18 protein-coding genes and 1 pseudogene are annotated in these 19952 nt (G+C 66.8%); 11 read left to right on the top strand and 8 right to left on the bottom strand.

Going from position 1 to position 19952, the window contains the following annotated elements; all coding sequences use genetic code 11:
- Positions 1-445: pseudogene (locus AvAM_RS04785) on the top strand (methyl-accepting chemotaxis protein); the annotation flags it as partial.
- 70 nt (positions 446-515) lie between these two features.
- Here the strand turns inward: AvAM_RS04785 and recJ are convergent.
- Together recJ and AvAM_RS04795 are read right to left on the bottom strand one after the other, a co-directional pair.
- The gene (recJ, locus tag AvAM_RS04790) at positions 516-2231 is read right to left on the bottom strand and encodes a single-stranded-DNA-specific exonuclease RecJ (RefSeq protein ID WP_137746018.1); all 1716 of its coding nucleotides are present in this window, start codon (positions 2229-2231) and stop codon (positions 516-518) included.
- A complete protein-coding gene (locus AvAM_RS04795) occupies positions 2228-3184 on the bottom strand; it encodes a phosphoglycerate mutase (protein WP_137746019.1) in 957 nt (318 codons plus the stop codon). The genes recJ and AvAM_RS04795 overlap by 4 nt, the downstream gene beginning before the upstream one ends.
- Before the next feature lie 83 nt (positions 3185-3267).
- Between AvAM_RS04795 and AvAM_RS04800 the strand changes: the two genes are divergently transcribed.
- Together AvAM_RS04800 and lolD are read left to right on the top strand one after the other, a co-directional pair.
- The gene (locus AvAM_RS04800) at positions 3268-4521 is read left to right on the top strand and encodes a lipoprotein-releasing ABC transporter permease subunit (RefSeq protein ID WP_094285343.1); all 1254 of its coding nucleotides are present in this window, start codon (positions 3268-3270) and stop codon (positions 4519-4521) included.
- A gap of 149 nt (positions 4522-4670) precedes the next feature.
- Positions 4671-5369: a lipoprotein-releasing ABC transporter ATP-binding protein LolD gene (gene lolD / locus AvAM_RS04810; protein WP_137746020.1), complete on the top strand. Its 699-nt coding sequence runs from the start codon at positions 4671-4673 to the stop codon at positions 5367-5369.
- A 45-nt stretch (positions 5370-5414) separates the two neighbouring features.
- Here lolD and AvAM_RS04815 read toward each other — a convergent pair whose 3' ends face one another.
- From AvAM_RS04815 to AvAM_RS04835, 5 genes are all read right to left on the bottom strand, one after another.
- On the bottom strand, positions 5415-5666 hold the full coding sequence (locus tag AvAM_RS04815) for a hypothetical protein (RefSeq protein WP_137746021.1): 252 nt from the start codon (positions 5664-5666) through the stop codon (positions 5415-5417).
- A gap of 116 nt (positions 5667-5782) precedes the next feature.
- Positions 5783-6826, bottom strand: a complete 1044-nt coding sequence (locus AvAM_RS04820) for a VWA domain-containing protein (RefSeq protein WP_137746022.1) — start codon at positions 6824-6826, stop codon at positions 5783-5785.
- A gap of 11 nt (positions 6827-6837) precedes the next feature.
- Complete coding sequence (locus AvAM_RS04825) at positions 6838-7848, bottom strand: DUF58 domain-containing protein (protein ID WP_137746023.1); 1011 nt, start codon at positions 7846-7848, stop codon at positions 6838-6840.
- Between the two features lie 8 nt (positions 7849-7856).
- Positions 7857-8876 (bottom strand): MoxR family ATPase, encoded by a 1020-nt coding sequence (locus AvAM_RS04830; protein ID WP_137746024.1) that lies wholly within the window; start codon positions 8874-8876, stop codon positions 7857-7859.
- Positions 8877-8905: 29 nt separating this feature from the next.
- Positions 8906-9853 carry a S1C family serine protease gene (locus tag AvAM_RS04835; RefSeq protein ID WP_137746025.1) on the bottom strand — a complete coding sequence of 316 codons (948 nt, stop codon included), beginning with the start codon at positions 9851-9853 and terminating at the stop codon, positions 8906-8908.
- Between the two features lie 181 nt (positions 9854-10034).
- Between AvAM_RS04835 and AvAM_RS04840 the strand changes: the two genes are divergently transcribed.
- The 8 genes from AvAM_RS04840 (at position 10035) to AvAM_RS04875 (ending at position 18922) form a co-directional block, all read left to right on the top strand.
- Positions 10035-10907: a TatD family hydrolase gene (locus tag AvAM_RS04840; protein ID WP_137746026.1), complete on the top strand. Its 873-nt coding sequence runs from the start codon at positions 10035-10037 to the stop codon at positions 10905-10907.
- Positions 10908-11002: 95 nt separating this feature from the next.
- A complete protein-coding gene (locus AvAM_RS04845) occupies positions 11003-11572 on the top strand; it encodes a DNA-deoxyinosine glycosylase (RefSeq protein ID WP_137746027.1) in 570 nt (189 codons plus the stop codon).
- 9 nt (positions 11573-11581) lie between these two features.
- Entirely contained in the window at positions 11582-12346 is a 765-nt protein-coding gene (locus AvAM_RS04850; RefSeq protein WP_137746028.1) for a spermidine synthase, read from the top strand.
- 12 nt (positions 12347-12358) lie between these two features.
- Complete coding sequence (locus tag AvAM_RS04855) at positions 12359-14152, top strand: GspE/PulE family protein (RefSeq protein WP_137746029.1); 1794 nt, start codon at positions 12359-12361, stop codon at positions 14150-14152.
- Between the two features lie 183 nt (positions 14153-14335).
- Positions 14336-14824, top strand: a complete 489-nt coding sequence (locus AvAM_RS04860; RefSeq protein WP_137746341.1) for a tripartite tricarboxylate transporter TctB family protein — start codon at positions 14336-14338, stop codon at positions 14822-14824.
- A gap of 15 nt (positions 14825-14839) precedes the next feature.
- Positions 14840-16351 carry a tripartite tricarboxylate transporter permease gene (locus AvAM_RS04865; protein WP_137746030.1) on the top strand — a complete coding sequence of 504 codons (1512 nt, stop codon included), beginning with the start codon at positions 14840-14842 and terminating at the stop codon, positions 16349-16351.
- A gap of 123 nt (positions 16352-16474) precedes the next feature.
- Positions 16475-17773 (top strand): DUF3422 family protein, encoded by a 1299-nt coding sequence (locus tag AvAM_RS04870; protein WP_137746031.1) that lies wholly within the window; start codon positions 16475-16477, stop codon positions 17771-17773.
- 264 nt (positions 17774-18037) lie between these two features.
- The gene (locus AvAM_RS04875) at positions 18038-18922 is read left to right on the top strand and encodes a DMT family transporter (protein WP_137746032.1); all 885 of its coding nucleotides are present in this window, start codon (positions 18038-18040) and stop codon (positions 18920-18922) included.
- A 42-nt stretch (positions 18923-18964) separates the two neighbouring features.
- Here AvAM_RS04875 and AvAM_RS04880 read toward each other — a convergent pair whose 3' ends face one another.
- Positions 18965-19948 (bottom strand): M48 family metallopeptidase, encoded by a 984-nt coding sequence (locus tag AvAM_RS04880; protein ID WP_249367945.1) that lies wholly within the window; start codon positions 19946-19948, stop codon positions 18965-18967.
- Positions 19949-19952: the final 4 nt, after the last annotated feature.

Genomic DNA, 19952 nt, shown 5'->3' on the forward strand with positions numbered 1-19952 from the left:
TGTGGCCAGCGTGCAGCGCGTGAGCGACCTGATCGGAGAGATCACGGCATCGTCCACCGAACAGCGCGACGGCATCGCCCAGGTCAACCAGGCGGTCACACACCTCGATCAGATGACCCAGCAGAACGCGGCGCTGGTGGAGGAATCGACAGCGGCAGCGGCCTCGATGCGCGACCAGGCACAGAGGCTGGCGGAAGTGGTGTCGGTGTTCAACGTGGGCGCGGTGGCGGCGCGGGCTCCGGTAGCGGCACCCCGGGCAACACCAGCGCCTGCGCCTCGCCCTGCGGTGGCCAAAGCTGCGACCAGCGCTCCGCGCGTGGCGTCGGCTGCATCCAAGGCATCTGCGCCGGCGCCTGGGCGCCTGCCTGCTGTCAAGGCACCGGCCCCTGCGCCCGCCAGCAAGGCTGCGGCGCAGGGAGGTGATGACGATTGGGAAAGTTTCTGAAGAGAAGGCTGGCAGCGCTTGGCGGGCCAGCGCTGGAGGCGGCTCTTTTACAGACCAGCCGCGCAGCGGGCTAGAGCTGCGCACCCTCCACCAAAAACTGCACCTTGCGCTCGCCCTTCCATTCGTTCACATCGAGGCGGAAGGCCAGCAGCACGCGCGCAGGCAGCTGCTCGGTGTGGCCGAACCAGATCGCGTCCACGGGGCTGCCCTGGTGCATGAGCTTGAGCGACAGGTGGTTTTTGGCCTCGCCCACCAGCCGCTGGCTCAGCACCTGCACTTCTTCGCTGAAGGTGGGGGGCGCAAAGCCCTGGCCCCAGACCTCGCGGTGCAGGGTGTCCACCATGTCGGCGCGGCAGTATTCGGGGGCCAGCGGGCCATCGGTCTCGATGCGGCGGGTGAGGGTGGAGGCGTCCAGCCACTCTTGTGCCACCTGGGCCAGGGCGCGCTCAAACACCTCGAACGCTTCTTCGGCCACCGTGCAGCCTGCCGCCATGGCATGGCCGCCAAATTTCAGCAAGACGCCGGGGTGGCGCTTGGCTACCAGGTCCAGCGCGTCGCGCAGGTGAAAACCGGGGATGGAGCGGCCCGAGCCTTTGAGTTCATGCTCCTTGCCCGGCGCACTGCTGGCCGCAAACACAAAGGTGGGGCGGTGCAGCTTGTCCTTGATGCGGCTGGCCACGATGCCGACCACGCCTTCGTGGAAGTCGGGGTCGAACACGCTGATCGCGGGGGGCGGTTCTTCGTCTTCCTGGAACAGGCTCTCGGCCATCAGCATGGCCTGGTCGCGCATGCCGCCTTCGATCTCGCGGCGCTCGCGGTTGATGCCGTCCAGCATGGCGGCCAGCTCGGCGGCGCGGCCCGCGTCGTCCGTCAGCAGGCATTCGATGCCCAGCGTCATGTCGGCCAGTCGGCCAGCGGCGTTGATGCGCGGGCCCAGGGCAAAGCCAAAGTCGAACGTGGTGGCAGCGGGCGCCTTGCGGCCTGCGGCGGTGAACAGCGCTGCCACACCGGCAGGCATCTGGCCCGCGCGGATGCGCTTCAAGCCCTGCGCGACCAGGCGACGGTTGTTGGCATCGAGCCGGACCACGTCGGCCACGGTGCCCAGCGCCACCAGGGTGAGCAGCGGGTCGAGCTTGGGTTGGGTGGTGGCGTCGAAAACTCCCCGCGCCCGCAGTTCGGCCCTGAGGGCCAGCAGCACATAGAACATCACGCCCACTCCGGCGATGGACTTGCTCTCGAAGGTGCAGCCAGGCTGGTTGGGGTTGACGATGGCATCGGCCGCCGGCAGCGCGGGGCCGGGCAGATGGTGGTCGGTGACGACGACCTGCAGGCCCAGCGCCTTGGCTTCTGCCACGCCTTCCACGCTGGCGATGCCGTTGTCCACGGTGATGAGCACATCGGCCCCGCGCTCGGCCACGCGGCGGGCGATGGGGGGCGTGAGGCCGTAGCCGTCCGTCACCCGGTCGGGCACCAGGTAGTCCACGTTGTGCGCGCCCAGCAGGCGCAGGCCACGCACGCCCACGGCGCAGGCGGTGGCGCCGTCGCAGTCGTAGTCGGCGACGATGATCAGGCGCTTGTTCTGCGCCATGGCGCCTGCCAGCAGGCGGGCGGCGTCGTTGATGCCTTTCAAGCCCGACGGGGGCAGCAGGCGGCCCAGGCCGTCGTCCAGCTCCTCATGGGCGCGCACGCCGCGTGCGGCGTACAGGCGCGCCAGCAGCGGGTGCACACCGGCCTGTTCCAGCGCCCAGGCGGCACGGGGGGGGATGTCTCTTGCTACTATTTTCATAGCTTATGGAGTAGGTCAGCCGCGCGCAGAGGCTTGAAAAAGCTTTGAAAACGCTGGGCCAGCGAGCGGGGTGCGCTGTGGAAGGCCAGTGCATTGCGATCGCCACACAGCGTGAGCGCTACGGGGGCGCCTGCCTCGGCCCGGCGCAGCAGGTCGGCCACGGGGCCCGCGTCCAGCGCCGTCCAGGCCTGGGCCCAGGCGCGCCAGTCTTCGCGCAGTGCGGCATCGCGCAGCGGAGTGGGCATGGCGGGGGCGACAGAAGGGGTGGGCACCGGCTGGGGCAGCGCGCCCGCGCCATGTACCCAGAAGGAGTTGACCACCGGCAGCCCCCGCGCCGCGCGCTCGTCGTTGAAGGCGTGGGTGTAGAGCAGCATCTGCATCTCGCTGTGCAGGCGGTGCAGGGTGCGGGCCTGTTTGGCATCGGGCATCCAGGCGCGCACGTCGCGCAGCAGCACACGCTCCAGCGAGGCGGTGGCCAGGTTGGCAAACAGCGGGCCACTGGCCAGCCAGCGCGTGGGCTGGTCGTAGTGCAGGGTGATGCCGTCTTCGGCAAACCAGGGCGAGACGATGGCGAGCAGCGCCCGCGATGCGGCTTCATCCAGGCCCAGCTGCTCCGGGTCGCGCAGCGTGACGTGGTCGGTGCTGACCTGCCACTGGCACGGCGTGACAAAAGCCCAGGCTTGGTCGTCCGCCCCAAGGCCCTGCTGGTGGCGGTGCCAGGCAGCCCAGGGGATATGGCCGTCATGGGCAGGCAGGCCCAGGGCGCGGGCCAGGGCGCGTTCGTGCGGGGGGGAGAAGCTGGTTTCCTCGGCGCTGTCGCTCTGCGCAGCGTGGGGGCTGAGCCGGGCCAGAAGCCGGTCCAGGTGGGGCAGGGCGAGGCCCTGTTGGACTTGCTGGCATCCCTCGGCGGTACTGCCCGCGCTGGGGATGAGCAAAAAGGTGGTGTCTGACATGGGGCCTATTGTCCGGGATGCCACAATCTGCCCCGGCCCGGGCCCGGCATTCCGCTGGAGCGCAAGGCCTTCTTTCCTCACCCATGAAAATCCCCTACGAACTGGCCCTGGGCTGGCGCTACACGCGCGCAGGCCGCGCCACGCGGCGCAATGGCTTTATCTCGTTCATCTCGGGCGTGTCCATGCTGGGCATTGCGCTGGGGGTGGCGGCGCTGATCATTGTGCTCAGCGTGATGAACGGCTTTCAGAAAGAAGTGCGCGACCGCATGCTCAGCGTGGTGTCGCACATCGAAATTTTTGCGCCCCAGGGCGCTGCGCTGCCCGACCCGGCGCGCACGCTGGCCGAGGCCAAACAAAACCCTAACGTGATCGGCGCCGCGCCCTTTGTGGCGGCGCAGGCCCTGCTGGCGCGCGGCGAGGACATGAAGGGCGCGCTGGTGCGCGGCATCGACCCGGCGCTCGAAGGCGCGGTGACCGACCTGGCCGCCACCAACGAAAAAACGCTCAACCTGCTGGTGCCTGGCGAGTTTCGCGTGGTGCTGGGGGGTGAACTGGCCCGTGCCCTGGGTGTGCGCGCGGGCGATGTGGTCACGGTGATTGCACCTGCAGGCCAGGTCACCCCGGCCGGTGTGGTGCCACGCCTCAAGCAGATGACGGTGGCGGGCACGTTTGACTCGGGCCACTATGAATACGACTCGGCCCTGGTGCTGCTGCACCATGAGGACGCGCAGCGCATCTTCCGCCTGGAGGGCCCCACGGGCGTGCGCCTCAAGCTCAAGGACCTGCACCAGGCCCGCGAGGTGGCGCAGCAGCTGGCGGGGAGCCTGAGCGGCATGCTGCTGATCCGCGACTGGACGCAGCAGAACCGCACCTGGTTTGCCGCCGTGCAGCTCGAAAAACGCATGATGTTCATCATCCTCACGCTCATCGTGGCGGTGGCGGCGTTCAATCTGGTCAGCACGCTGGTGATGACGGTGACCGACAAGCGCGCCGACATCGCCATCCTGCGCACGCTGGGCGCGAGCCCGAAAAGCATCATGGGCATTTTCGTGGTGCAGGGCGCCATGGTGGGCGTGATCGGCACGGCCGTGGGCCTGCTGCTGGGCCTGGGGATCGCGTTCAACATCGACGTGATCGTGCCCGCCATCGAAAAAGCGCTGAACGCCAGCTTCTTGCCCAAGGACATCTACCTCATCAGCAAGATGCCCAGCGAGCCACAAAGCAGCGACATCGTGCCCATCGGGCTCATCTCCCTGGTGCTGGCCTTCGTGGCCACCCTGTACCCCAGCTGGCGCGCCAGCCGTGTGAACCCTGCAGAAGCTCTCCGCTATGAATGAGAAACACCCCCCTGAGACGCTTCGCGTCTTCCCCCCGCTCTCGCATTGCTGCGCAATGCGGGCAGGGGGACGCAGCCAGCGCGGCGGGGCGGCCCTTGCGCGGCTGCCCTCGCCTGAGCTGCGCCAGTTGCATGCCATGGATAACTGAGATGAACGCTGAAAAAAACACTGTCGTGCTGGAAGCCCGGGGCCTGACCAAGCGTTTTACCGAGGGCCGGCTGGACGTGACCGTGCTGCAAGGCGTGGACCTGCAGGTGCACGCGGGCGAAACCCTGGCCATCGTCGGTGCCTCGGGCTCGGGCAAGAGCACTTTGCTGCACCTGCTGGGCGGGCTGGATGCGCCCACGTCCGGGTCGGTGCGGCTCAAGGGGGCAGAGCTGTCCGCGCTGTCGCCCCAGGCGCAGGGCCAGTTGCGCAACCAGCACCTGGGTTTTATCTACCAGTTTCACCACCTGCTGCCCGAGTTCAGCGCGCTGGACAACGTGGCCATGCCGCTGCGCATCCGCCGCATGCCTGCTGAGCAGGCCCACCAGGCGGCCGAGCAGGTGCTGGCGGCCGTGGGCCTGAAGGCGCGCGTGCACCACCGCCCGGCCGAGCTGTCAGGCGGCGAGCGCCAGCGTGTGGCGATTGCGCGCGCGCTGGTCACGCAGCCGGCCTGCGTGCTGGCTGACGAACCCACCGGCAACCTGGATCGGGGCACGGCCGATGGCGTGTTCGAGCTGATGCTTCAGCTTGCGCGCGACCACGGTACGGCTTTTGTGATGGTGACGCACGATGAATCCCTGGCCGCGCGTTGCGGCCGTGTGGTGCGGATTGCCGAAGGAAAGCTGCAGGCACCACGCGCCTGATCGCCCCTCATCCCCCGCCGGATGGGGGCGCCGTTTCACATCTGTTCAGATCCCGAGGATCTTCTTGGCCTCGGCCAGGGCCTTCATCGAGTCGTCGTGTTTGCCCGCCTTGTGGTGGGCTTCGCCGTCGGCGCGCAGTTGTTTGACCTTGGCGGCGTTGTCGGCCGAGAGACCAGGGTTGGTGGCCAGCTTGGCGTCGATGGCCTTCATCTCGTTGGGGCAGTTGTGGGCCAGAGCCATGCCTGCAGTAGTGGCCAGCAGGGCCGCCAGGGCCGTGGTGCGGATCAGGGAACGCATGGGGTCTCCTTTCGTGGTGCAGAGCCGGGCTTGTTGTGCGGGCAGGGGCGGGGCCCGGTGCCCGCCGTCTGTCATCCTTTTCTTGTGTGATCGAGGGTGTCGGGCCGCGAGCCTGGCTACATCACCCGCCCGTACCACCACACCGACAGCGCCGCCGCCAGCAGGGCCAGCACAGCGCCTGCCAGCGCGAGCAGGGCAGAGATTTCAGTCTCCCGCTTTTCCACCGTCAGGCGCGTGCTGAGGGTCTGGTAGACCTTCTTGAGGTCGGCCGCCGTGGCCGCATGGAAGTATTCGGCGTTGGTGCGCGCGGCCACGGCTTTCAGGGTTTCTTCGTCCAGCCGCACGCGCATGGACCAGCCTTCAAAGCCAATGGTTTCGCCCTGCACCGTGCCCACGCCCACGGTGTACACGCGCACGCCCCGGTCTGCGGCCCATTTGGCGGCTTCGAGCGGGTCCACGCCTGTGGTGCGCTGGCCGTCGGTGAGCATGATGATGGCGGCCGAGTTGTAGGAGCCCGGCGCCACCGGGGTGAAGGGCTTGGCCGGGTCCTGCTTGCTGATTTCGTCAATGGGCTTGGGGCGCATGGCTTGGCGGCCTCCCAGTGCGGCGATATCGATGCCCGCATCGGGAAAGATGGTGGCCAGCGACAGCATGATGCCGTTGCCCGTGGCTGTGCCGCGCTGCAGCTGGAAGCTGTCGATGGCCTTGACCAGGTCTTCGCGGCTTTGCGTGGGCAACTGGGCCAGCTGGGCGCTGCCTGCAAATGCCACGATGCCCACGCGCACATGGCGGGGCAGTTCGGCAATGAAGGCCTTGGCGGCGTTCTGGGCGGCGGTGATGCGGTCGGGTTCCACATCGGCGGCGCGCATGCTGCCCGACACGTCCATGGCCAGCATGATGGTCTGATCCTGCGAGGGCAGGGTGATCACGGCGAGGGGGCGCGCTGCGGCCAGCAGCAGGGCGATGAGGGCCAGCAGGAAGAGGGCGGGCGGAATGTGGCGGCGCAGGCGCTGGCCGGGCCCCAGGGCCTCGCGCACCAGCGCCAGGCTGGAGTAGGCGAGCGCAGTCTTCTTGCGGCGGTGCAGCAGCCACCAGTACAGCAGCACCAAGAGGGGCGCAACCAGCAGCAGCCAGAGCAGGGAGGGCCAGAGAAAAACCATGGTGCGGGTCCTCAGGTGGCGTAGTGGGGTTGGGGCGGGGTGGTGCCCGCAGTGGCGCGGGGCGCCCGCACGCGGCGCTGGCGCAGGTCCATGAAGCGCAGCAGCGCATCCACCAGGTCGTCGTCGGTGCACAGCTCCAGCGTGTCGGCCCCGGCATGCGCCAGGCCGTCGCGCAGTGTCGCCTCGCGCTCGGCCGCCAGGCGGGCGAAGCGGCGGCGGAAGGCGGCGTCGTGGGTGTCCACCTGCAGCTGCTCGCCGCTTTCGGCATCGCGCAGCGTGATGAGGCCCAGGTCGGGCAGCTCCAGCTCCAGCGGGTCGAGCAGGCGCACGGCCACCACGTCATGGCGCTGCGCAAGCTGGGCCAGGGGCTTTTCCCAGCCAGGGGCGCTGATGAAGTCGGACACCACGAACACGGTGGCGCGGCGGCGCAGGTTGGCCATGGCAGACTGCAGCAGCCGGTGCAGCTCGGTTGCCGCGTCGCCGCCTGGGGGCTGTGGCGCCAGCAGACGGTGCACCAGGTGCAGCACATGGGCACGGCTGCTGCGGGGTGGCAGTACGGCATCCACCGCATGGTCGGCCTGGTGGCTGGCGCCGCCGTAGAGCATGGCGCCCACGCGGTTGCCGTGGCGCGTGAGCAGGCGCGAGAGCACGGCCACAAAGCCGGTGAGGATGTCGCGTTTGGCGCGCCCCTCGGGGCCGAAGCTGATGGAGGGGCTCAGGTCCAGCAGGAACCAGGCGGTCATCTCGCGGTCTTCGGTAAATACGCGCACGTGGGGCTGGTTCAGGCGCGCGGTCACGTTCCAGTCGATGTGGCGCACGTCGTCGTGGGGCTGGTATTCGCGCAGGTCAGCCAGGTCCAGCCCGCTGCCGCGCATGAGGGTGCGGTAGTCGCCCTGCAGCAGGCCGTCGAGCCGGCGGATGACCTTCCACTCCAGCTCGCGCAGCAGCCGGTCAGCCTGCCCGGGCAGGGTCGGCAGCGTGTGGACCGTGGCGGAGGGGTTGTCAGGCGACTTTGTGCTCATGGTGAAGCTCAGGCCACTTTTTGCTCATGGTGCAAAGGCCGCGCGGGGGCAGGAATCTTGGCCATGATGCGCCCGATGAGTGCGTCGGCATCCAGCCCTTCGGACAGGGCCTCGTACGACAGGGCCACCCGGTGGCGCAGCACGTCGGCGGCCAGGTCGGTCATGTCCTCGGGCAGCACATAGTTGCGCCCGCGCAGCATGGCCAGGGCCTGGGCGCCCTCGGCCAGGGCAATGGTGGCGCGGGGGCTGGCCCCGCAGGCAATGAAGCCGCCCAGGTCCTTGAGGCCATGGCGTGCCGGTGCGCGCGTGGCGGCCACCAGCTTCACCGCGTACTGCAGCAGGGACGGGTCCACATACACCGTGCGGCATTCGGCCTGCAGCGCCGCCAGCTGGGCGGTGGTGGCAACTGGCAACACCTGCACGGGCAGGTCGAGCGCGCGTTGCGCAATGACGAATTCTTCCTCCTCGGTCGGGTAGTCGATGAGCACCTTCATCATGAAGCGGTCCACCTGCGCCTCGGGCAGCGCGTAGGTGCCCTCGGTTTCGATGGGATTCTGCGTGGCCATCACCAAAAAAGGCTCGGGCACCTTGTGGGTCTCGCCCGCAATGGTGACCTGGCGTTCCTGCATCACCTCCAGCAGCGCGCTCTGCACCTTGGCGGGTGCGCGGTTGATCTCGTCTGCCAGCAGCAGGTGGGTGAACACGGGGCCCAGGGTGGTGCTGAATTCGCCCGTTCTCTGGTTGTACAAACGCGTGCCTACCAGGTCGGCGGGTACCAGATCGGGGGTGAACTGGATGCGCTTGAAGCTTCCCTGGATAGTGCTGGCCAGTGTTTTCACCGTGAGTGTCTTGGCCAGGCCCGGCACGCCTTCGACCAGCAGGTGGCCCTGGGCGAGCATGGCGACCATGACGCGCTCCAGAAAGCGGTCCTGGCCCACCACCACGCGTTTGACTTCGTAGAGCACCTGCTCCATCAGGGTGGCGGTGGCGGCGTTGTTCATGGCAGAGGGCGAAGGATGGGTTTCCATGGTGCTCCTTGTCTTGTGGAGTGGCGGGGTCAGAAGGGGGGCATGCCAACGGCCGAGGCCGCGTTCTCTATGGGAACCGCAAACCCGATGCCGATGAAGGTGCGCGCGGGCGTGGGGTTGAGGATGGCGGTGACGATGCCCACCACTTCGCCATCCAGCGTGACCAGCGGACCGCCCGAGTTGCCCGGGTTGGCCGCTGCGTCGAACTGGATCAGGTTGCTGAGCTGGCGCTTGCCCTCGGGCGAGGTGAATTCGCGCTGCAGGCCCGACACCACCCCCGCCGACACGGAGGGGCCGATGCCAAAGGGGAAGCCCACGGCCACCACGTGGTCGCCCGGGCGCAGGTTCTGGGTGGATCGCAGCGTGGCGGCCTCCAGGTCATCGGGCACCTTGTGCGCCTGCAGCACGGCCAGATCGTTCTCGGGCTGCGCGCCGGTGATGCTGGCGGTGGTTTCCAGCCCGTCGTGGAAGGTGATGCCGATGCGGTCGGCGCCCGCCACCACATGCAGGTTGGTCAGGATGACGCCCTTGTCCACGATGACCACGCCCGTGCCGATGCCGCGCTCGACTTCCTCCTTGCCGTTTTTGCTGCGGCTGTAGCCCACCACGCGCACGATGGAGGGAGCGATGCTCTCGACCGCACGTGCGGCGGCCGAGGGCGGGGTGGTGGTCTCCAGCGTGCGCAGCACGGCGGCGTCAATGTCTTCCTGGGTGATCTTGCGGGTGGTGCTGCGGCTGTTGTGCCAGGCGCTGGCTACCAGCAGGGCTGCCAACAGCACCACGATGGTCCACAGCGCCCACAGCTGGCGACGGACGGCCGGAGTGTGTGGGGCGGTGGTCGGGGCGGCACCCTGCGGCGAGGGCGGCGCATCGGCCGAGCGCAGGGCGGCGGTTTCAGGCGCTGCGGGTGCGTCCACCGGGTCGGGGGCACGGCTGCGGGCGGGGCGAGAGCTGCTGTAGAGGGCGGGCCGGGGCATCCTGTCACCTTTGCTCTGGGAGCCTGCGGGTGGTCTCGGGGCGTCCCCGGAGGAGCATTCGCAGGTTCAATTGCGCTGAGGGCTGGCGCACGCAAATGACGGTAGCACGGTTTGCCCGCAAATGCACACGCAGGGCTACCGCATCCGGTGTTGGGCTGGTTCCATCGGGCATCATCGGCACATGACCGCCTGGATTGACACCCACTGCCACCTGGATGCGCCCGAGTTCGATGCCGACCGCAGTGCGGTGCGCCGCGAAGCGATGGTGCAGGGGGTGGGCCATTGCGTGATCCCGGCGGTGGAGCGCAGCAACTGGGACACCGTGCGCCTGCTGGCGCACCAGCATGGGGACAGCTACGCGCTGGGGATCCACCCGCTCTACACCGGGCGGGCGGGTGACGGGGATGTGGCGCTTCTGGAACAGGTGCTCGCGCAGCACCATGCCGACCCGCGCCTGGTGGCGATCGGAGAGATCGGGCTGGACTATTTCGTGCCGGGGCTGGACCCCGTGCGGCAGGAGCAGTTTTACCGGGCCCAGCTGCAGCTGGCCCGCCGGTTTGACCTGCCCGTGATCCTGCATGTGCGCCGGTCGGCCGACAAGCTGCTCAAGGGCCTGCGGGACCTGCCGGTGCGCGGCGGCATTGCGCATGCCTTCAATGGCAGCCTGCAGCAGGCTCAGGCCTTCATCGGCCTGGGCTTCAAGCTCGGGTTTGGCGGCGCCATGACCTATGACCGCGCCCTGCAGCTGCGCCGCCTAGCGGCCGAGCTGCCCGAGGAAGCGCTGGTTCTGGAAACCGATGCACCTGACATACCGCCTCACTGGCTCTACAGCACGGCCGCGCAGCGGGCCGAGGGCCAGCCCCAGGGGCGCAATGCTCCGGCTGAGCTGCCGCGCATTGCCGAGGCGCTGGCTGAGCTGCGTGGGCTGTCCCTGGCGGCGCTGGCCCGGGCCACCACCGCCAATGCCTGCGCAGCATTGCCCCGGCTGGCGCCCTTGCTGGCGTTGCGGGGCGCGAAGGGCGTTGATGCTGTCCAGAACGAAATTGAGGAGTAATTTGGGAGCTTTGGGCCGTGTGGTAAACGGTTTACAGCTATCTTTTTTTGCTGCCGCCCAAAAGCGCCTGCACGGTTTCGGTCCAGAATCGGCCCATGTCCGACCTCCGTACCCTCGGCTTCGCGCCTGTTCCTGCTCCCGTTCGGTGGCAAGGCTTGCCGCCGGTGGCGTCCAAAGAGACGGTGGTGCTGGTGCTGGGCAGTTTTCCGGGCGCGGCCTCCTTGCGGGCTCAGCAGTACTATGCCCACCCCCAAAACCACTTCTGGAAGATCCTGCAAGCGCTCTGGCCACAACATCCCTTGCCTGCTGCCGGGCCGGAACACTACACACAGCGCTGTGACTGGCTGCTGGCGCGGGGGCTGGGGCTCTGGGACGTCTATGCCAGCTGCGAGCGCGAAGGCAGCCTGGACATCAGCATCCGCAACCCCCAGGTCAATGACTTTGCCCGCTTGCTCGGGCGCTGCCCACGTCTCGCGGCCGTGGCCCACAACGGGGCCGAGAGCTTTCGCCACGCCCCTGCGGTGCTGGCCAGCCTGTGGATGCAGCACAGGCTGCAACTTCAGGCCGTTCGGCTGCCATCGACCAGCCCGGCCAATGCGTCCTGGAGTTTTGACCGTAAATTGGCGGCCTGGGCCGAGCTGCTATCGGCCCACCACCTGCTTTGAACACTTGGAATGACCCGCAAAAAAGAAAAACTGCAAGAGTTGCCCGAAGTCAGCGTGTCGGACGACGGCGAGGTGCGACACCTGCACCTGGGCACGCCCTGGATCCAGGGTTCCATGCGCGTTGCTGACCCGTTTGTGCTGGAGCTGGAGTACGTGCAGCGCATGATGGCCTGGTTGCTGTTTGCCGACCTGGCGCAGGTGTCCAAGGGCCATGCCATGCAGCTGGGCCTGGGGGCGGGCGCGATCACCAAGTTCTGCCACAAGAAGCTGCGCATCTGCAGCACAGCGATCGAGCTGAACCCCCAGGTGCTGGCGGTGTGCCGCCAGTGGTTCAAGCTGCCGCCCGATGGCCCCAAGCTGCGCGTGGTGCTGGCCGATGCGGCGCAGGAGATCCGCAATCCCATGTGGCTGGGCACGGTGGATGCGCTGGCTGTGGACCTGTATGACCATGAGGCCGCCGCGCCAGTTCTGGACAGCCCGGATTTTTATGCCGACTGCCGGGCGTTGCTGACCGAGAAGGGCTGCATGACGGTCAATCTGTTCGGCCGGGCGTCGAGTTTTGACCGTAGTCTCCAGAGCATGGCCCAGGCGTTTGGCAACGAGGCGCTCTGGGCCTTCAAACCCACGCGCGAGGGCAATACGGTGGTGCTGGCACAGCGCACTCCTTCCCGCCCCAAACGCACGGAGCTGGCTGAACGGGCCGAGGCGATCCAGGCGCGCTGGGGTCTGCCCACCACCAAATGGCTGCGGGCGTTCAAGCCGGTGGCTCCCTGAAAGGTTTGTGACATGACTGCTTCTGTGAACATCCCGGGCCGCCTCAAAGCCGCTACATACATGGGGCCGGTAGACTGGCGCCGCATGGTGCAGTGGCTCAGCGATGACCACGTCATTTCGCCCGAGGAGGCGCAGCGCACCATTGCCCGCTGCTCGCAGGCCGAAAGCTCCCAGCACGCGCTGGTGCGGCTGGCCAGTGTGGCCATGGAGCGCGCGAGCGACGGCAAACCGCTCGATATCGAGGCATTGTCCGAGTACCTGGCCACGCGTGCCGGGTTGGCCTATCTGCGCATTGACCCTCTCAAGGTCGATGTGGGCCGCGTGGCCGACAGCATGAGCGCCACCTACGCCGAGCGCCACAAGGTGCTGCCGGTGCAGGTGACGGCCAAGGAAGTGGTGGTGGCCACGGCCGAGCCCTTCATCGACGACTGGGTGGCCGAGGTGGAGCGCCAGTCACGCCGCACGGTGCGCCGGGTGGTGGCCAATCCGCAGGACATCCATCGATTCACTGCCGAGTTTTTTGCGCTCGCCAAATCTGTTCGTGCTGCGCAGAAGGCGGGGGGGAACTCGGGGGGCAGCAGCTTCGAGCAGCTGGTGGAGCTGGGTAAAAGCAATAAGCAGCTTGATGCCAACGACCAGGGCGTGGTCAAGGTGGTGGACTGGCTCTGGCAGTATGCTTTTGACCAGCGCGCGAGCGACATTCACCTGGAGCCGCGCCGCGAGCAGGGCGTGATCCGCTTCCGCATCGACGGGGTTCTGCACCCGGTGTACCAGATGCCCATGGGGGTGCACAACGCCATGGTGTCGCGCATCAAGCTGCTGGGCCGCATCGACGTGGTGGAAAAACGCCGCCCGCAGGACGGCCGCATCAAGACGCGCAACCAGCGGGGGGACGAGGTGGAAATGCGCTTGTCCACGCTGCCGACCGCATTTGGCGAAAAAATGGTCATGCGCATTTTTGACCCGGACAACGCGGTCAAGGACCTGGATGCATTGGGTTTTGCGCAGCACGATGCGCAGCGCTGGGAGGCTCTGGTCAAGCGCCCGCACGGCATCATCCTCGTGACTGGGCCCACGGGCTCGGGCAAGACCACCACGCTGTACTCCACGCTCAAGCGTGTGGCCACCGAAGAGGTCAACGTGAGCACGGTAGAAGATCCGATCGAAATGATCGAGCCCAGCTTCAACCAGACCCAGGTGCAGCCGCAGCTCGACTTCAACTTCGCCGAAGGCTTGCGCGCGCTGATGCGCCAGGACCCGGACATCATCATGGTGGGCGAAATCCGTGATCTGGAGACCGCCGAAATGGCGATTCAGGCCGCGCTGACGGGCCACCTGGTGTTTTCGACGCTCCACACCAACGATGCTCCCAGCGCCATCACCCGCATGATGGAGCTGGGTGTGCCTCCCTACCTGCTCAATGCCACCCTGCTGGGCGTGCTGGCCCAACGGCTGGTGCGCACGCTGTGCAAACAGTGCAAGCAGCCGGACGAGACGGCCTCGCGCGAGGCCTTGGCCGAGGTCGTCAAGCCCTGGAAGATCAATGGCGCCTACCAGCCCTACAAACCCGTGGGATGCGTGGACTGCCGCATGGGGGGCTTTCGTGGTCGCATGGGGCTCTATGAATTGCTCACGGTGAGCGAGGCACTCAAGGACAGGATTACCCAGGCCCCATCCATCGACACCCTGCGCCGCCAGGCCGTGCAGGACGGCATGCGCCCCCTGCGCTTGGCGGGGGCGCTGCGTGTGGCAGAGGGCTTGACCACCATGGATGAGGTGATTGCGGCCACACCGCCCCTGGAGTAGTTGGCGCTGCGCCGCTTGGCGTTCTCTTGGGCGTTGCATTGGCATTGCACGGGTTGTCCACAAGGCGTTTCTTGCGCTGAAGGGGGGCTGAGGCGTTACCGGATGTAGGTGGAATCCACATTCGCGCGGGCCCTGCTTGCACTCACAATCGCGCAGTCAAGATTTCCGCCTAGGAGACAATTCGTGAAAATCAAGAGTCAAAAAGACTTTTTTTCCGGCCTCATGTTCATGGGGGTCGGGGTGGCGTTTGCGTGGGGTGCAACCACGTACAACGTTGGTAACGGCGCCCGCATGGGCCCGGGCTACTTCCCTCTGTTGCTGGGTATTTTGCTGGCCCTGATCGGGGCAGCCATTACCTTCAAAGCCAGCACCGTGGAAACACAGGACGGCGACAAGATCGGCAAGTGGGCCTGGAAGCCGCTGTTCTTCATCCTGGCGGCGAACTTCGCTTTCGGCGTCCTGCTCGGCGGCTTGCCCAGCCTGGGCATTCCGGCGATGGGTCTTATCGTGGGCATCTACGCACTGACCTTCATCTCCAGCCTGGCTGGCAATGAGTTCAACGCCAAAGCAGTGTTCGTGCTGGCCACTGTGCTTGCCATCGGCAGCTATGTGGCATTCGTCTGGGCGCTCAAGCTGCAGTTCCCTGTGTGGCCAAGTTTCATCACGGGTTGAGCAGGAGCACCGACCATGGATTTGATTAACAACCTCTCGCTGGGTTTTGGCGTGGCCTTCACGTTCCAGAACCTGATCTACTGCTTCATCGGCTGCCTGTTGGGCACCCTGATCGGCGTGCTGCCCGGCATTGGCCCGGTGGCCACCATCGCCATGCTGCTGCCCGCCACCTACGCACTGCCCCCCGTGGCGGCGCTGATCATGCTGGCCGGTATCTACTACGGCGCGCAATACGGCGGCTCCACCACCGCCATCCTGGTGAACCTGCCAGGTGAATCGTCGTCGGTGGTGACCGTGATCGACGGCTACCAGATGGCCCGAAAAGGCCGAGCGGGCCCGGCGCTGGCGGCAGCCGGCCTCGGTTCGTTCTTCGCCGGTTGCGTGGGCACGCTGATCCTGGCTGCCTTTGCGCCTCCGCTGACCGAAGTGGCCTTCAAGTTCGGCCCTGCCGAGTACTTCTCGCTGATGGTGCTGGGCCTGATTGGTGCGGTGGTACTGGCTTCGGGCTCTCTGCTCAAGGCTGTGGGCATGATCGTGCTGGGCCTGCTGATGGGCCTGGTGGGCACCGACGTGAACTCGGGTGTGGCCCGCTTCAGCTTCGACATTCCTGAACTGACCGACGGCATTGGCTTTGTGACCATCGCCATGGGCGTGTTCGGCTACGGAGAAATCATCGCCAACCTCTCGCGTCCCGATGACGAACGCGAAGTGTTCACTGCCAAGGTCGAGGGCCTGTTCCCGACCAAGGAAGACTTCAAGCGCATGATTCCTGCCGTGCTGCGTGGAACGGCCTTGGGCGCTGCCCTCGGTATCCTGCCGGGTGGCGGGGCTCTGTTGGCTGCCTTTGCTGCCTACACGCTCGAAAAGAAGACCAAGCTCAAACCCGGCGAAGTCCCTTTCGGCCAAGGCAACATCCGTGGCGTTGCATCGCCTGAGTCTGCCAACAATGCCGGCTCGCAGACCTCGTTCATTCCGCTGCTGACACTGGGCATCCCTCCCAACGCCGTGATGGCGCTGATGGTGGGTGCCATGACCATCCACAACATCCAGCCTGGTCCCCAGGTGATGACCAGCAACCCCGAACTGTTCTGGGGCCTGATCGCTTCGATGTGGATCGGCAATGCCATGCTGATCATCCTGAACCTGCCTCTGATCGGTATCTGGATCAAGCTGCTCACGGTGCCGTACCGCTGGCTGTTCCCTTCGATCGTGTTGTTCTGCGCCGTGGGTGTGTACTCCACCAACAACAACACCTTCGACATCTGGATGGTGGGTATTTTTGGCCTGATCGGCTACATCTTCCACAAGCTGGGAACCGAGCCCGCGCCTTTGCTGCTCGGCTTCATCCTGGGCCCGATGATGGAAGAAAACCTGCGCCGCGCGCTGCTGCTCTCGCGTGGTGACTGGAGCGTGTTCGTAACGCGTCCGCTGTCTGCCGGTTTGCTGGCGGCCGCAGCCCTGCTGCTCATCATCGTGCTGCTGCCTGCCGTGAAGAACAAGCGCGAAGAAGCCTTCGTGGAAGATTGATAGCCCCCGGGCTTCCCGCTTTCCCCGACTGAACAACGGCACCCTCGGGTGCCGTTGTTTTTTGGGCAGAGGCATCCGCTGCTTGCGGCTTCTGCCGGTACACAATCGCGGGCAGAGGTCCGCATGTCCACTCCATTCCATCCCGCGCAGCATCCCCACCGGGCCATGCTGCACAACGAAATCCACGCCCGCCCTCCGGAGGCGATGAACGCTCCCCTGGCCATCGCCCACATCGTGATGCTGGCCGATGCTGCCGGGCGTGAGGCGAGCCGGGCCCATGTGGCCGCGCTTTTGCGCGATCACCACATGGCGCTGCCCGATGCGCACACCACCCACCTGCGGATGGATCTGGGCGCCTTTCGCATGCGCTGGGAACTGCACACCGAGTTTGTCACCTGGACCTTCATGGTGCCAGCCCCGGTGGAGGCTTTCGGCGAACGCGAGCCCGCCAGTGCCATTGACGCAGTGCCCCGCGACTGGCTGGCCGCCTTGCCAGGCCAGTGCCTGTGCAGCCTGAACCTGTGGGTGCTGCCCACGCACACCTTTGGCTCGGGGTCTCTGGTCAAGCATGTGCTGCACGAGGACACGCTGGTGGCATCCACCGTGGCCGATGGCCATGGTGAGGTCTACACCGACTTTGCGATCCATGCAGATGGCTTCTCGCGCATGGTGCTGCTGGCGGGTGGCATGACCCCACGGCGCCTGGGGCGCCTTGTGCAGCGCCTGCTGGAGATCGAAACCTACCGCATGGCTGCGCTGCTGGGGCTGCCTGCGGCCCGTGAAGCGGCCAGCGTACTGGCCTTTGCCGAGCGTGAATTGGCCGAACTGGCCAACGCGATCCGCACGGCCAACCGCGACGATGAGCCCGCGCTGCTGGACCGCCTGACCCGGTTGGCCGGGCAGGTGGAGAGCCAGTACGCAGCCTCGCATTCGCGGTTTTCGGCAAGCAGCGCCTATTTCGAGCTGCTGGACAAGCGCATTGAAGACATCGCCGAGTCGCGCCTGGCGGGCATGCAGACCATCCGGGAGTTCATGGACCGGCGCCTGACCCCCGCACGCAGCACCTGCGAGTGGGCGGCGCGCCGCCAGGACGCACTCTCGCAGCGCGTTTCGCGCATGAGCAACCTGTTGCGCACGCGCGTGGAGATCGAGCAGCAGCAAAGCAGCCAGGCGCTGCTGACCACCATGAACCACCGGCAAGACCTGCAGCTCAAGATGCAGTCCACCGTGGAGGGCTTGTCGGTAGCCGCGATCACCTACTACATCGTGGGCCTGGTGAGCTACCTGGCCAAGGGGGCACAAAAATTGGGCTGGCCTCTGTCGGCCGAGACCACGGCGGCCATTGCCATCCCCATGGTGGCTGTGGGTGTGTGGTGGTCGCTGCGGCGCCTGCATCACCGGGTGTTTCACAAGCAGGGCTGAGCGGGCTCGTCTTCACCTTAGTGTTCGCCTTCGGGGGCGGCTGATGCGGACTTCAGGCATCTCCCCCGCCATCGCTGATGAAGGGGGCGCCCGCGCGCAGCTTCGATGGCGCGGGTGGTGTATGCCTGTCACACTCGTTGGCTTGCGGGCTCGGCAGGTGCTGCATGCTGAGCCAGACTGTGTTCTGAAAAACGAGGCCCTGTGTCTTCAGCCCCTTCCCCATCCTCACAGAGGCCCACCCCCGTGCCTGCAGCCAGGGCACACATGGCATCCGGCCTTCTGCTGGCGCTGTTGGGTTCCATCGCATTCAGTGGCAAGGCCATCATCGTCAAGCTGGCGTACCGCCATGGGGTGGACGCGGTCACGCTCATCATGTACCGCATGCTGTTTGCGCTGCCCATCTTTGCCGTGATGGCTTGGTGGGCCAGCCGGGGCAAGCCACCCCTGAGCCGCAAGGACTGGCTGGGCGTGCTGGGCCTGGGGGTCACGGGCTACTACCTGGCCAGCTTTCTGGACTTTGCCGGGCTGGCCTACATCAGCGCCAGCCTGGAGCGGCTCATCCTGTACCTCAACCCCACCCTCGTTGTGCTGCTGGGCTGGCTGCTGTATGGCCGGGGCATCCGCTGGGCCCAGGCCGCAGGCATGCTGGTCAGCTACTGCGGCGTGGTGCTGGTGTTTGGCCACGAGGCCAACCTGCAGGGCACCAACGTGGCCTGGGGGGCGCTGCTGGTGTTTCTGAGTGCGGTGAGCTATGCCATCTATCTGGTCTACAGCGGAGAGCTGGTGCAGCGCCTGGGGGCGTTGCGCCTGGTGGGGCTGGCGACCACGGTGGCCTGCCTGTGTTGCTTGGCGCAGTTTGCAGTGCTGAGGCCCCTGAGCGCCGCTGTGGTGGCGCCGGAGGTGATCTGGCTGTCCGTGCTCAATGCCACGCTGTGCACGGCCGCGCCGGTGTTGATGGTCATGATGGCCATCGAGCGCATTGGCGCGGGCATGGCCGCCCAGGCAGGGATGGTGGGGCCGTTGTCCACCATCCTCATGGGGGTGTGGATTCTGGGCGAGCCTTTCACCGTCTGGGTGGCGGCGGGCACGGCGCTGGTGGTGGCCGGGATTTTTGTCTTCACCCGCCTGGCGCGCCGCCCGGGGGCTTGACGCAGGGCCCTCTGGCCCTGGCACCCGGGGAACGGTAGTGCCTTACCCCGCCTTTTTTGCTGCGGGCGTCGGCCGGTTGGCAGGCGCTGGGGCCGTGGGAGCGCTACCGCCACCCAGGCGCTGCGCAATCGTCGCCCGGGAGCCGCCCAGCCCGTCAAGCTGCCGGCCCATGGACTGCTCCAGGTAGTCCAGGCGGGCCTGGGCGGCGGGGTGGGTGGACATGGTCAGCGTGAACATCGGGTTGTCTGGCGTCACGCTGCGCAGCTGCTGCAGCACCGACACCAGCCCGTAGGGGTCGAACCCGGCCTTGGCGGCCATCGCCACGCCGCTGCGGTCAGCTTCAAACTCGTCGGACTGGCTCAGCCCTTTGGTGTAGACCGTGCGGAACAGCGACAGCAGCTGGTCCTTGACGAGCTGGCCTGCCACGTTGCCCGTGCGGATCTGCGAGGCCAGCAGCTGGGTGCCCACACCGGCCATGGCGCTTTGCCGGATGGCCTGCAGGTGGTGCTTGGCGGTCACGTGCGCGATCTCGTGGGCCAGGATGCCTGCCAGTTCGGACTCGTCGGCGCAGCGGTCGATCAGCCCCTTGGTCACAAACACATAGCCGCCGGGTGCAGCAAAGGCGTTGTAACCCGCGTCGTCCAGCACCACAAAGGTCCAGGGCAATCCAGGGCGGGGCGACTGCAGGCTGATCCACCGGCCCAGGCGGTTCACGTAGCGCTGCAGGGCCATGTCGGGGTGGGCCGGTTTGGCGCCCAGCAGCAGGGCGGCCAGCTGGCGACCGATCTCGATCTCTTTGGGCTCGTCGATGTTCTCCATCGACTGGGTGAGCAGGCTGATGAGGTCGTCACCTTGTGCTGCCGGCGCGGCCTTGCCGCCCGTGATGGCCGAACCCAGGCCACCGCCCAGGGAGTTCAGCAGGTTGTTCATGACGTTTTGGCTCTGGGCGGCCAGGGGGGCCGCCGCCATTGCCGCGAACAGGGCGACCGCCCCGGCGCAGCGCTTCCAGCTGGAATTCCGATGCATGGTC

The organism is Acidovorax sp. NB1 (assembly GCF_005405905.1).
In the GTDB taxonomy this organism is placed as follows: Bacteria; Pseudomonadota; Gammaproteobacteria; order Burkholderiales; family Burkholderiaceae_C; genus Acidovorax.